Source organism: Tepidibacter mesophilus (assembly GCF_002724055.1).
Lineage (GTDB): Bacteria > Bacillota > Clostridia > Peptostreptococcales > Peptostreptococcaceae > Tepidibacter_A > Tepidibacter_A mesophilus.
The window spans coordinates 1-13,667 of record NZ_BDQY01000003.1 but is presented as its reverse complement, the minus strand read 5'-3'; the positions used below and the strand labels follow the sequence as shown (position 1 = coordinate 13,667).

Genomic DNA, 13,667 nt, shown 5'->3' with positions numbered 1-13,667 from the left:
TTGAATAATTTCTTCTATTAATAAATTTTTTATCTATATTTGCTAATTATTCCCTCAACATCACCAACTGTAAGCTTTCCATAAACATCTTCATTAACAGTTAATACAGGAGCAAGTCCACAAGCTCCTATACATCTTGTAGCTACTAATGTGAATTTGCCATCCTCACTTGTATTTCCTACTTCTACGTTAATCTCTTTTGATATTTTATTTATTATGTCTTGAGCTCCTTTAACATAACATGCAGTTCCAAGACATACTCCTATTACATATTCTCCTTTTGGTTGAAGCGAGAATTGAGAGTAGAAAGTTGCAACTCCATAAATTTCAGCAAGTGGAATATTAAGTTCTTGTGATATTTTCTTTTGGATTTCAATTGCAACACATCCAAATATTTTTTGAGCTTCTGTAAGCACAGGCATTAATGGTCCAGGTTTACCTTTATATTTTTGTATAACATGATCTAATTTTTCAAAATTTTCTTTAGTGAAGACATCTCTTGCCATCATGTACCTCCCCATATTTTATAAAATATTAATTTATTTAAGTTGTAACAAAAAAAAACAAATTCCATCATAAAGTTTGTTAAATTCTTGTCTTTCCGGCTTGTTAAAAATATTATAACACAGATTTAAATTTTTCTGCAAATCTTTTATTTGCAATAATTTAAATAGTTCTTAATAATCTGCATCTTGATATCGTTTTCCACGTTCTAGTATATGTATATTTATTGATTTAAGTGTATTTTAATACATTGGTACGATATTGAATATCATTATCTTATAATCATGATAATTTTGTCGAATGTATAATTCGAATTTTCGGATACTATTTTTTATACATTTTTATGTATAAAAATTCACATTTTTATCTGTATAAACTTTATTTATGTATTTTTCATGAGTATTTATGTTATTTTCGTTATTTTTTTAACGTCGCCCTTTCGATCTCTTACGCATAAATATTTTTTTTAGAATTTTCTTTTTATTTAGAATATTATTTCTTATTTTACATATCTTTTCACTTTTTGTAAATCTTTTTCTTGTGTCACTATTGATAATTTAATAACGAAATAATAATTATACTAATCATTGATTTGATATATTTTTCGGAATTTTCTTTCTAAATAAATTATTTTTTTTATTTAATTTTAATAATATGCAGAATTCAGTTTCTGATAACGTATAATTTATATCGCTAAAGACTCCTATAGACTCTATTTTTTTAAAATTTTTGTGAATTTATCACTTCAGTAAATATTATTTTATAAGTATTAATATGCAACTATATATATATTGATTAATTATTATATGAGTAAATTTTTAACATTTACTCAAAAAGAATACAATATACTTTTATATTTACAAAAAAATACTACATTATACAAGTATAATGTAGTATTTTTTTATCTATCATCTAATTTTTTCATCAAGTTATCATTAAAAACTCTAGCAGCATTATATCCCATGGCCTTTTGTCTAAAGTTTCTAGATGCTACCTCTATTATCATAGCTAAGTTTCTTCCAGGCTTTACTGGTATAGTTATCTTTTCGACAGGAAGTCCTAATATATCCATATGCTCTTCATCTATGCCAAGCCTATCATAATATTTTCCTTCCTTCCACGACTCTAGGTAAACTACCATATCTATTAACTTACTAGGTTTTATAGCCCCTACACCATAAAGGCTCTTTATATCAAGGATTCCAACACCCCTTATTTCCATAAGATACTTTATTATATCAGGAGCTTGCCCTGTTAATAAATCTTCCTCTGTCTTTTTTATTTCAACAGCATCATCAGCTACAAGTCTATGACCTCTTTTTATAAGCTCTAGCGCTGTCTCAGATTTACCGACACCACTTTCTCCAGTTATTAAAACACCAATTCCATAAACATCTACTAGTACTCCATGTATTGTTGTAGTCGGAGCTAATTTTGAATCTAAATAGTTTGAGATCTTATTTATAAATCTAGTGGTATTCATATGTGTTCTTAAAAAAATCTTTTTATGTTTTTTACAAGCACCAATTGCATCTTCGCTTGGTTCAAGCCCTCTGGTTAGTAAAAGAGCTGGAATATCATAAGAAAATAACTTATCTAGTCTCTCCCATCTCGTTTTTTCATCTAGATATTGAAAATATTCATATTCGCCTCTTCCTACAATCTGTATTCTGTCATATGCAAAATATTCAAAGAACCCAGCATACTGAAGACCTGGTCTATTAACATCAGACGATGTTATATACTGATCTACATTATCTGGCATATAGACTACTTCTAAATTTAACTCTTCTATCATTTCTTTTACTGATACTTTCTCCATGTCATCATACCTTTCCTCACAAAAATTCGTCTAGTCGCTACGCGCTGACTCATGTCGCCAACGATCCCTATGGGCTCCGTTGCTTAAAATAGTTGCTACTTTTGTTCACTCATTATTGTCATACATTAAGTTGAGAATAATCGAATTTACTTTGAATTAAAGAATTCATATACACTATTTGCTGATTTTTTATTCATACCTTCTACACTCTCAAGTTCTTGTAAAGTTGCTTTCTTTATATTATCTACAGTTTTATAGTGAGATAATAAATTCATTTTTCTTTTATTTCCTATATTCGGTATATCGTCTAATATAGATTTAGTCATATTCTTAAGTTTTAAAGATCTATGATAAGTTATAGCAAATCTATGTACCTCCTCTTGTATCAAAGATATAAACTTATATATATTAGAACTTTTATCTAGTTCAATTTCTAAATCGGGTGATATAAGCCCTTTTGTTCTATGCTTATCGTCTTTATACATTCCCCATAATGGTATATCAAGATTTTTATGCTTTAAAATTTTAGCTACAGCATTTACGTGCCCAAGTCCACCATCAAGTAATATTAAATCCGGATGATTTCCTGATTGTAATCTCCTGCTTACTATTTCTTGCATAGAGGCATAATCATTTGGCCCTATAACAGATTGAATCTTATATCTTCTATACTCTTTTTTATCTTTCTTTCCATCTGTAAATACGACCATGCTTCCTACTGAATCTACTCCTTGTATATTGGATATATCATATGCTTCTATCCTATTTGGCTTTTTATCCAAATTAATTAATTCTTTTATCTGATCTAAAACACCAGTAGTCTTTTCAAATTTAATTTTTTCTAAATTAGTAAACTTCTCTAATGATTCTAGTGCATTTTTTCTAACCATATTTAGAAGTTCTTTCTTTTCTCCTCTTTTAGGTATTTTAATATCAACGTTCTTTTTATTTATACCACTTAGCCACTTCTTTATTATCTCCATATCTTCTATTTCATCTTCTATTATTAACTCTTGAGGTATAAATACTCCCGATGAATAAAACTGTTTTACAAAAGAAGCTACTATCTCTTCTCTTTCATTATCAATGACTCCTTTTAATATATAGTGTTCCCTGCCAACTATTTTCCCATTTCTAACAAAAAATATTTGAACACAAGCTTCATCATTTACCTTTGACATAGCTATTACATCTTGATTTATATCATTAGTAGATACTATCTTTTGTGTTTGTATTATATTTTCGATACTTATTACCTTATCTCTATATTTTGCAGCTTTTTCAAACTCAAAATTTTTTGAGCATGATTCCATATTCATTTGTAAATCTTTTTTTAGATTTTCTATTTTACCAGATAAAATCAATATTATCTCATCTATCATTTCCATGTATTCTTTATTGCTCACATTTCCAGTACACGGACCTATGCATTTTTTAATATGATAATTAAGGCAAGGTCTTTGTTTTCTCTGTATAGCTTTATTTATATCTATACTACAAGTTCTTATAGGATATATATTTTTTATAAGCTCTAAAGTTTCATTAAGTGCAGTTATATTAGTATAGGGTCCAAAGTATTTAGCCTTATCCTTTTTTATTTTTCTAACCTTTAGAATTCTAGGATAATCTTCATTTAAGGTTATCTTAATATATGGATATGTCTTGTCATCTCTTAATAAAACATTATATTTAGGTCTGTATTCCTTTATTAAATTACACTCAAGTATTAATGCCTCAACTTCTGAATCTGTAATTATATATTCAAATTCAGTAATATTTTTAACCATAGATTTTACTTTTAATGTATGGTTCTTTGACACAAAATACTGTCTTACTCTATTTTTTAAAGATATAGCCTTTCCTACATATATAACATTTTTATATTTATCCTTCATTATATATACACCCGGCGAATTAGGTAAATTCTTTAATTGTTCTTTTATGTCAAACATATTATTCACTCCTTATGACTTATTATAATTAATTTTTAGAAATTTTAAAACAAAAATTCGTCTAGTTGCTACGCACTGACTCATGTCGCCAACGATCCCTACGGTCTCCGTTGCTCAAAATAGTTGATATTGCAGTTCTTTCATCAATGTTATCTATAGATTCAAGATTTTATAATTTCCTATTAATTAAAAAAAATTTTATTTTTTAATTTTAAATGTAGATTTTTTTAATATACATAAATTACATAATTTGATAGTTCCTAAAATTTAAGTTTGTGATATAATAGTAGTAATTAAAATTAAGGAGTGTGATTTGTGACATGTCCAACGGTGACAGGTCTGTTCCAACCCGAGTCAAAGATTATTCAGCATGTTTATCAATACTATTAATAATGTACTTTGTTTCTAGTTTTTTAATCGGAATATTTTAAAAAAAATCTACCTTTAGATATCTAAAGGTAGATTTTTTATCTACTAGCTTACAACTTCATTTACTGTATTAGCTTTTTCTTCAAGATTTGGGTACCCAAATGATATGGCTAATATCCCAAATATCAATATTAATATAGGATAGTGTAAATACTTCATTATAGCTAAAGGAGATATAGATGCAAGACCTGCTGCTATTAATATCTGTGCTCCATATGGGATCATACCTTGAAAAGCTGCTGCAAATATATCTAATATACTAGCACTTCTTCTTGGGTCTATATCATATTCTGTCGCTATATCCTTTGCTATAGGTCCTGACATAACTATTGCTATAGTATTATTAGCCGTACATATATCTACAATACTTACAATAGCTGCTATCCCAAATTCTGCACCCTTTTTTGTCTTTATTCTGCTTCTTATAAATTCTAATATAAATTGTATACCACCATTGAACTTTATAAGTTCAACTGTTCCACCTACTACTATAGCTATCATTGCTAAATCTTCCATTCCAGAAATACCAGTAGCTATAGCTTGTATAAATCCAAATAATCCAAATGATTTATAATAAAGACCTACAGCCCCTGCAAATAAAATTCCTCCACCTAGTATTATAAATACATTAACACCTAATAAAGCTGCTACTAATACGGCTAAATACGGTAATACCTTTACTATTTCGTAAGTATATTCAGTTCCTAAGCTAACTTGATTTCCAGATGTTATAACACCTAAAATTATAGCAGTTATAATAGCTGCTGGTAAAGTTATAATAAAGTTAACTTTGAACTTATCTCTCATTTCACAACCCTGAGTTCTAATAGCTGCAATAGTAGTATCCGAAATCATAGATAAGTTATCCCCAAACATTCCACCACCAACTACTGCACCAAGAGCTAACCCAACTGGTATTGATATTTTATCAGCAACACCTATAGCAATTGGCGCAAGAGCTACTATAGTTCCTACAGATGTTCCCATTGAAAAAGATATAAAGCATGCAATAACAAATAATCCAACTATCAATAAATTTTCAGGTAGAATAGATAAGCTTAAATTTACAGTAGCATCTACTCCTCCCATTTCTTTTGCTACATTTCCAAATGCTCCAGCTAATATGAATATAATAGCCATAAGTATAATATTCCCATCCCCAGCACCTTTACAAAATACATCTATTTTGGCAGATATACTTTCTTTTGTATTCATAAATAAAGCTACAGCTGCTGATATTAAAAAAGCTACAATAACAGGCATCTTATAAAAATCACTAGTTATAATTCCTGACCCTATAAAAATAATTAAAAACACTGCCAAAGGCAATAATGCCCAAGGATTTCCTGACTTTTTGTTCATAGTATACACCCCTTCACTAAATTAATGTAGTATAGTTATAAAGTGATTTAGGGATTAAAAAAGAGTCTTCCCTAAATCGAGAAGACTCTAATAGCACAACTTAAACTATCATCATCTTCTCATCTCTCAAAGCTATAAGCTTTGTTGGACTTGGCACCTTTTCAAACCGCGTTTGATGGTTGCCGAGACTTCATAGGGCCATTCCCTCCGTCTCTCTTGATAAGAAGTAAAAATTTATTTAATTTTCTTATTAGTTAATGATACAGTTATATTATAAATTTGTCAAGAAATTATTTTTGAGATTTTTAATTTAAAAATACTTTTTCAAAAACATTCCAGTATAAGACTTTTCATTATTTGCAACCTCCTCAGGTGTTCCGGTAGCAACTATCATCCCTCCACCATCTCCACCTTCAGGACCTAAATCTATTATATAATCTGATGTTTTTATAACATCTAAATTATGCTCTATTACTACAACAGAATTTCCTGCATCTACTAATTTCTGAAGAACCTTAATAAGTTTGTCTACATCCGCTATATGAAGACCAGTCGTTGGTTCATCTAATATATACAGTGTCTTTCCAGTAGATCTTTTACTAAGCTCTGTTGCTAGCTTTATCCTTTGTGCTTCTCCACCTGATAATTGAGTTGATGGTTGTCCAAGCTTTATATAAGAAAGTCCTACATCTATAAGAGTTTGAAGCTTTCTTTTTATCTTAGGGATATTCTCAAAGAATTCTAAAGCTTCTTCAATATTCATATCCAAAACCTCTGATATTGTCTTTTCTTTATACTTAACATCTAAAGTTTCTCTGTTATATCTTTCTCCCTTACATACCTCACATTGAACGTATACATCTGGTAAGAAATGCATCTCTATTTTTATAATTCCATCACCTTTACAAGCTTCACATCTTCCACCTTTTACATTAAAACTAAACCTACCTTTTTTATATCCTCTAGCCTTTGCTTCATTAGTCATTGCAAATACATCTCTTATCATATCAAATACTCCAGTATATGTAGCAGGATTTGATCTTGGAGTTCTTCCTATTGGAGATTGATCTATATCTATTACCTTATCTACATTCTCTATACCAAGTATTTCTTTGTGCTTTCCAGGTTTTATTCTTAAGTTTTGAGTTTTCGCTGCAACTCCCTTATATAAAATCTCATTTATTAAAGAGCTCTTGCCAGATCCTGATACTCCTGTTATACAAGAAAATAATCCAATAGGTATTTTAACATCTATATTTTTAAGATTGTTCTCACTAGCTTTTTTAATTTCTATGTATCTATCATCTGGTTTTCTAAATTCTTCAGGAATAGATATTTCTTGTTTTCCGCTTAAATACTGACCTGTTATAGATTTTTTGCACACTTTTATTTGGTCAACAGTTCCTTGTGCAACTATTTCGCCTCCATGTACTCCAGCACCAGGCCCTATATCAACTACATGGTCCGCTGCAAACATAGTATCCTCATCGTGTTCAACTACTATGAGTGTATTTCCTATATCAGTTAAATGTCTTAAAGTCTTTATAAGCCTATCATTGTCTCTTTGATGAAGACCAATACTAGGTTCATCTAGCACATAAAGTACGCCTACTAGAGCAGAGCCTATTTGAGTTGCAAGCCTTATTCTTTGAGCTTCTCCTCCTGATAATGAGCCTGCTTGCCTAGATAAATTCAAATAATTAAGTCCTACATTTTGCAAAAAAGAAGTTCTATTTTTTATCTCTTTTAATATCTCAGATGCTATTATTTGCTGCTTTTTAGTCAGATCTATATTATTTATAAAATCTAATAGTTCATTTATAGACATATCTGTTATATCAGTTATATTCTTATTATTTATAGTAACAGATAGACTTTCTTTTTTTAATCTTCTACCTTTACATGTACGGCAAGGACTCTCTACCATAAACGATTCTATCTTTTCTCTCATATATTCTGATGTTGTCTCTTTGTATCTTCTTTCTAAATTATTTATAACTCCTTCAAAATTTGATTGATAAGTTCTATACCCTCCAAACTTTGATTCATATCCAAATTCCACCAAAACATTGTTGTTTCCATATAGGAGTTCCTCTATAAAGTCATCTGGTAAATCCTTTAATGGTGTATCTAAAGATACATTAAATTTTGATGCAAGACTTTCTACCATTTTATAGTAATAAGTATCTTCGCTACCAGCTCCGCCAACTGAAAACCAAGGGGCTATAGCACCTTTTTTTATAGATAAATCCTTATTAGGTATAACCAAATCTTTATCTACCTTTTTCATATTTCCTAGTCCATTACAACTTGTACAGGCTCCAAATGGACTATTGAAAGAGAACATTCTAGGAGAAAGTTCTTCTATTCCTATCCCATGTTCAGGACATGTGAACTTAGTAGAAAATAGTATTTCTTCATCTCCTACAACATCTATAATAACAAGACCTTCTGAAAGTTTTATAGCAGTTTCTATAGAGTCGCTAAGTCTATTTTTTATATCTTCCTTTATTACTATTCTATCTACTACAACTTCTATATTATGCTTTTTATTCTTTTCTAAATCTATTTCATCTGTTATCTCATAATTTTCACCATCTACCTTAATCCTAACAAAACCCTCTTTTTTTATTCTTTCAATTACCTTTTCATGCTTTCCCTTTTTACCTCTAATAACAGGTGATAATATCTGTATCTTAGTTCTATCTTCAAGCTTTAATACCTTATCTACTATTTCCTGAACTGTCATCTGGCTTATCTTTTGATTACATATAGGACAATGTGGTTCTCCCACTCTTGCAAATAATAATCTTAAATAATCGTATATTTCAGTTACCGTTCCAACTGTAGATCTAGGATTTTTTGAAGTAGTTTTTTGATCTATTGATATAGCAGGTGATAATCCCTCTATATAATCAACGTTTGGCTTTTCCATTTGACCTAAGAATTGTCTAGCATAAGCTGATAGACTCTCTACATATCTTCTTTGTCCCTCTGCATATATAGTATCAAATGCAAGAGAGGATTTTCCCGAGCCTGAAAGTCCTGTAAATACTATAAACTTGTTTCTTGGAATAGTTATATCTATATTTTTTAGATTATGTTCTTTTGCTCCTTTTATAACGATATTCTTATTTTCCATATTATTTTTCAATCCTTTCCTCAAGTTCAGCTATCTTATCTCTTAAATTGGCAGCTCTTTCAAATTGAAGATTTTTTGCAGCTTCCATCATCTCGTCTTTAAGCCTATTTATATTTTCCTTTAGTTCATCTTTATCTATATTACTACTTATTCCATATGCAACTTCTTCATCAGCTATCTGTGTTGCCTCTATTACATTCTTTATTTCTTTATTTATACTTTGAGGAATTATATTATTTTCCTCATTATAGTTTTCTTGTATCTCTCTTCTTCTATTAGTCTCATTTATAGCACTTTCCATAGATTTAGTTATTTTATCCGCATACATTATAACTCTACCATTTTTATTTCTTGCAGCTCTTCCTACAGTCTGTATAAGAGATGTTTCTGATCTTAAAAATCCTTCTTTATCAGCATCAAGTATTGCAACTAAAGATACCTCTGGAATATCTAATCCTTCTCTTAAAAGATTTATTCCTACTAATACATCAAATTTACCAATTCTTAAATCCCTTATTATCTCGGTTCTCTCTAGAGTTTCTATATCTGAATGTAAGTATTTAACCTTTATCCCAGAATTTTTTAAGTAATCAGTTAAATCTTCTGACATTCTCTTTGTAAGTGTTGTAACCAATACTCTCTCTTTTTTAGATACTGTATCATTTATCTCACTTAATAAATTATCTATTTGATTAGTTATAGGTCTTACATCTATTTCAGGGTCCAATAATCCTGTAGGCCTTATAATCTGTTCTGCAAATTCACTAGAATTTTGAATTTCATAAGGGCCAGGTGTTGCGGATACAAATAGCATTTGATTTATGTTTTCCTCAAATTCATTGAAATTTAAAGGTCTATTGTCATAAGCTGATGGTAATCTAAATCCATTTTCTATCAATGATTCTTTTCTAGATCTATCTCCTCCATACATACCTCTAACTTGTGGTACTGTAACATGTGATTCATCAACTATTATAAGATAATCATCAGGAAAAAAATCCATCAATGTATAAGGCTTTTCTCCTTCTTTTCTTCCAGTTATATGTCTTGAATAATTCTCTATTCCTTGACAAAATCCTATCTCTTTTAACATTTCTATATCGTAGTTAGTTCTTTGTTCAATTCTTTGCGCTTCTATTAACTTCTCGTTTTCTTTAAAATATTTTACCCTATCATTTAGTTCTTCTTCTATTTTGTGTAAAGAGTTTTCAAGTCTTTCTGGACTAGTAACATAATGGGATGCCGGAAATATAGCTATATGGTTTCTAGTTCCTATTATCTCTCCTGTTATATAATTAATCTCCGTTATTCTCTCTATTTCATCTCCAAAAAATTCTATTCTAATTGCTGTATCATCTGAATTAGCAGGCATTATCTCTACAATATCTCCTCTTACTCTAAATGTACCTCTTTCAAAGTTAATATCATTTCTCTCATATTGTATTCCTACCAATTCCTTTATAATCTCATCTCTGTCCCTCTCCATCCCAGGTCTTAATGATATCATAAGCTCCTTATAGTCCTTAGGGTCTCCAAGTCCATATATGCAGGATACAGATGATACTATTATTACATCATTTCTTTCAAGTATAGCTGCAGTTGCAGAGTGTCGCAGCTTGTCTATCTCTTCGTTAATAGATGCATCCTTTTCTATATATGTATCAGTTTGCATAACATAAGCCTCTGGCTGATAATAATTATAATAACTTACAAAATACTCAACTGCATTGTTTGGGAAGAAATCTTTGAACTCACTATATAATTGAGCCGCTAATGTTTTATTATGAGCTATTATAAGTGTTGGCTTTTGAACCTTTTCTATAACATTAGCCATTGTAAAAGTTTTACCCGATCCTGTAACTCCTAATAAACTCGTAAATTTATTATTATTATTTATTGAATTTACAATTTGCTCTATAGCCTGTGGCTGATCTCCTGTAGGCTTAAACTTAGACTCTATCTTAAATTCCACAAAACCACCTCTTTTTTCGAACATTAGTTCTTATCTCATATGTAAATTATACATTTAATTTTTTTAAAATTCAACACTCTATATTAATATACCTAAATATAGTAGATTTAATCAAACTTAAATAGACATAAAAAAATTTGTCTACTCGCTCCGCGGTGACTCATGTCGCCAACGATCCCTAACGGGCTCCGTTGCTCAAAAATAGTCGCAAGTACAGCCTTTAATTAACTATATAGTTTTCTTAGACATAAAAAAAAAGACTTCCATGGGGGGTAGAAGTCTTTTTTGGGGGAGATTGAGTTAACTTGATTTACAAGCTCTAATTATATAATGGACAGTATTCATATTTTTTATACATGTATTTTTAAATTTTTTTATTTTGAAAATATAATATTATTTTTAGACGAATTTCACAGCTGTTCCATACACTAAAATTTCAGCTGCTCCTTGCATAATATTACTTGTTGAATATCTAATATTTATTATTCCATCTGCTCCAAGTTTTTCTGCATCATCGACCATTCTTTTAACAGCAATTTGACGAGCTTCATCCAACATCTCTCTATATGCTGTAAGTTCTCCTCCTACTATTGTCTTTAATCCACTTAAAATATCCTTTCCCAAATGCTTAGATCTTATAGTAGACCCTTTAACAACCTCTAAAGTCTCTATTTCTTTTCCCGTTATAAAATCAGTATTTACTAATATCATCCTTCTCTTCCTCCTTAATTTCTTTAATTCTTTGATTTATCGTAAATATCATAGCACTCACTAAACTTATAACAATTATTCCAATTACTATATTAGATACAGTACTATCTATCCCATATGCAATAAGTAAAAAATACAAACAAATAGCTATAATACCCAAACTACCACATATTATAGGAGCAATAAACTTTTTCATTAATATATTCTCCCTTCCTTAATATTTTATGAAATTATTTTATTATAGCATATAAAAACTGATATTATTCGAATGTATTTAAAACTTAATTATTTTGAAATTATATATTTATTTTACTTCTTGCTATCAAGGATATAAATATGAACACTGAGGTGAAATAGGCGAGTTATCCCATTCTAGAGTTTTTCACAAATATCTCTTTACTTTCATCTAAAGCAAATATTATCATAAGCATTATATGCTGTGTATTTATTAAGATGAAAACCGATTCAATATCTAAATTTTTTATATTTAAAAAATATATAACTGTTACTATAATCCCAATAGCTACACATATTTTTCTTCCTAATTTATACACCCACCAGTTATCATTTTTATAATCTAGGATAATTTATTCCCCCTACATATCAATCGATTTAAACAGTAATAATTAATTTATATTCCTAAAATTTTTAGCTATATATTCTATGGTTTTAGATGAAGTTATATACGATAATGGAACTAAAATAAATATAGTTATCCATAAAGCTATAATATCAGAAGTAGGATTAACAGGCCATTGTATTATAATATTTGATATTTTACAATATATTAAAAAATAAACAACTGAAAAAATAAAGATAATAAATTTATTTACAATTGATTTCATTAAAACCCCTCCATACAAAACACTATATGTTAAATTATACCATAAAGATTAGCCTTCATTATAATCGATGGCATTGATATTTAAACGGTTTTTATTTTTCTAACTCTTGAAGTAGTCATGTAATGCTTTTTTTCTCATATAGTTGGCTTTATTGATATATTTACATACTAAAAAATGGTGGTTATTAAAATGTTAGAGAATGATTTAAATATTTCTCTATGAGACTCGTATTACATCGTTTAAATATACGTTAAGAAAGTTCGTTGTATGACCAACGGGAGTTAAGAACTTTTAGTATATTTAATAAGATGTAATGCTTAGTTTCATAGAAATATTTAACACATTCTTGGTATTTTAATCTCCACCATTTTTCAATTAAGCACTATACAAAAAATAAAAAAAAGATTACGTGGCTATGTCCTACTCTCCCAGGGGGCTGCCCCCCAAGTACCATCGGCGCTAAAGAGCTTAACTTCTGTGTTCGGAATGGGAACAGGTGTATCCTCTTTGCTATAACAACCACATAATCTTATTTTTTTGTTTAATTTCTTAAAGAAATCACGTGGCTACGTCCTACTCTCCCAGGAGGCTGCCCTCCAAGTACCATCGGCGCTAAGGAGCTTAACTTCTGTGTTCGGAATGGGAACAGGTGTATCCTCCTTGCTATAATAACCACATAATCTTTATTTTGTTGTAAATCCAGTATTGATTTTTAATATTTTTGAGCGACTTTTAAATAATTATTTATCCTTGTATGTTAGTTAAAATCATTATTTAAATTAAGCGATAAAATATTATAAATTAATACTCTCAAAATTGATCAGATTTAAATTAGGTTAAGTCCTCGATCTATTAGTATCCATCAGCTGAACTCATTACTGAGCTTACACCTTGAACCTATCAACCAGGTAGTCTTCCTGGGATCTTA

At 29.5% G+C, this 13,667-nt stretch carries 10 protein-coding genes, 3 rRNA genes and 1 riboswitch; all 13 genes read right to left on the bottom strand.

The window, feature by feature from the left end:
- Positions 1 to 29: 29 nt before the first annotated feature.
- Positions 30 to 506 carry an NADH-quinone oxidoreductase subunit NuoE gene (nuoE, locus tag Tmeso_RS03290; RefSeq protein WP_099188236.1) on the bottom strand — a complete coding sequence of 159 codons (477 nt, stop codon included), beginning with the start codon at positions 504 to 506 and terminating at the stop codon, positions 30 to 32.
- Positions 507 to 1,405: 899 nt separating this feature from the next.
- Positions 1,406 to 2,326 carry an HPr(Ser) kinase/phosphatase gene (gene hprK / locus Tmeso_RS03285; RefSeq protein WP_099188234.1) on the bottom strand — a complete coding sequence of 307 codons (921 nt, stop codon included), beginning with the start codon at positions 2,324 to 2,326 and terminating at the stop codon, positions 1,406 to 1,408.
- Positions 2,327 to 2,472: 146 nt separating this feature from the next.
- Positions 2,473 to 4,278 (bottom strand): excinuclease ABC subunit UvrC, encoded by a 1,806-nt coding sequence (gene uvrC, locus Tmeso_RS03280; protein ID WP_099188231.1) that lies wholly within the window; start codon positions 4,276 to 4,278, stop codon positions 2,473 to 2,475.
- A gap of 474 nt (positions 4,279 to 4,752) precedes the next feature.
- Positions 4,753 to 6,069: a Na+/H+ antiporter NhaC family protein gene (locus Tmeso_RS03275; protein WP_099188229.1), complete on the bottom strand. Its 1,317-nt coding sequence runs from the start codon at positions 6,067 to 6,069 to the stop codon at positions 4,753 to 4,755.
- A 116-nt stretch (positions 6,070 to 6,185) separates the two neighbouring features.
- Positions 6,186 to 6,295, bottom strand: a riboswitch (SAM riboswitch).
- A gap of 84 nt (positions 6,296 to 6,379) precedes the next feature.
- The gene (gene uvrA / locus Tmeso_RS03270) at positions 6,380 to 9,211 is read right to left on the bottom strand and encodes an excinuclease ABC subunit UvrA (RefSeq protein WP_099188536.1); all 2,832 of its coding nucleotides are present in this window, start codon (positions 9,209 to 9,211) and stop codon (positions 6,380 to 6,382) included.
- 1 nt (position 9,212) lies between these two features.
- Positions 9,213 to 11,207 (bottom strand): excinuclease ABC subunit UvrB, encoded by a 1,995-nt coding sequence (uvrB, locus tag Tmeso_RS03265; RefSeq protein ID WP_187296206.1) that lies wholly within the window; start codon positions 11,205 to 11,207, stop codon positions 9,213 to 9,215.
- Between the two features lie 375 nt (positions 11,208 to 11,582).
- Positions 11,583 to 11,894, bottom strand: coding sequence for a YbjQ family protein (locus Tmeso_RS03260; protein ID WP_099188225.1), 312 nt, complete (start codon positions 11,892 to 11,894; stop codon positions 11,583 to 11,585).
- Complete coding sequence (locus Tmeso_RS03255; RefSeq protein ID WP_099188223.1) at positions 11,875 to 12,090, bottom strand: hypothetical protein; 216 nt, start codon at positions 12,088 to 12,090, stop codon at positions 11,875 to 11,877. The genes Tmeso_RS03260 and Tmeso_RS03255 overlap by 20 nt, the downstream gene beginning before the upstream one ends.
- Positions 12,091 to 12,256: 166 nt before the next feature.
- Positions 12,257 to 12,448: a hypothetical protein gene (locus Tmeso_RS03250; protein WP_099188221.1), complete on the bottom strand. Its 192-nt coding sequence runs from the start codon at positions 12,446 to 12,448 to the stop codon at positions 12,257 to 12,259.
- 72 nt (positions 12,449 to 12,520) lie between these two features.
- Positions 12,521 to 12,739, bottom strand: a complete 219-nt coding sequence (locus tag Tmeso_RS03245) for a hypothetical protein (RefSeq protein WP_099188219.1) — start codon at positions 12,737 to 12,739, stop codon at positions 12,521 to 12,523.
- 407 nt (positions 12,740 to 13,146) lie between these two features.
- Positions 13,147 to 13,263, bottom strand: a 5S ribosomal RNA gene (gene rrf / locus Tmeso_RS03240).
- 36 nt (positions 13,264 to 13,299) lie between these two features.
- Positions 13,300 to 13,416 (bottom strand): 5S ribosomal RNA (rrf, locus tag Tmeso_RS03235).
- Between the two features lie 155 nt (positions 13,417 to 13,571).
- Positions 13,572 to 13,667, bottom strand: a 23S ribosomal RNA gene (locus Tmeso_RS03230); the annotation flags it as partial.

Excerpts from the sequence above, each read along its gene's own strand:
- Tmeso_RS03255 (WP_099188223.1), bottom strand. The coding sequence starts at position 12,090 with ATGAAAAAGTTTATTGCTCCTATAATATGTGGTAGTTTGGGTATTATA.
- hprK (WP_099188234.1), bottom strand. The coding sequence starts at position 2,326 with ATGGAGAAAGTATCAGTAAAAGAAATGATAGAAGAGTTAAATTTAGAA.
- uvrC (WP_099188231.1), bottom strand. The coding sequence starts at position 4,278 with ATGTTTGACATAAAAGAACAATTAAAGAATTTACCTAATTCGCCGGGT.
- Tmeso_RS03275 (WP_099188229.1), bottom strand. The coding sequence starts at position 6,069 with ATGAACAAAAAGTCAGGAAATCCTTGGGCATTATTGCCTTTGGCAGTG.
- Tmeso_RS03245 (WP_099188219.1), bottom strand. The coding sequence starts at position 12,739 with ATGAAATCAATTGTAAATAAATTTATTATCTTTATTTTTTCAGTTGTT.
- Tmeso_RS03260 (WP_099188225.1), bottom strand. The coding sequence starts at position 11,894 with ATGATATTAGTAAATACTGATTTTATAACGGGAAAAGAAATAGAGACT.
- uvrB (WP_187296206.1), bottom strand. The coding sequence starts at position 11,207 with ATGTTCGAAAAAAGAGGTGGTTTTGTGGAATTTAAGATAGAGTCTAAG.
- uvrA (WP_099188536.1), bottom strand. The coding sequence starts at position 9,211 with ATGGAAAATAAGAATATCGTTATAAAAGGAGCAAAAGAACATAATCTA.
- nuoE (WP_099188236.1), bottom strand. The coding sequence starts at position 506 with ATGGCAAGAGATGTCTTCACTAAAGAAAATTTTGAAAAATTAGATCAT.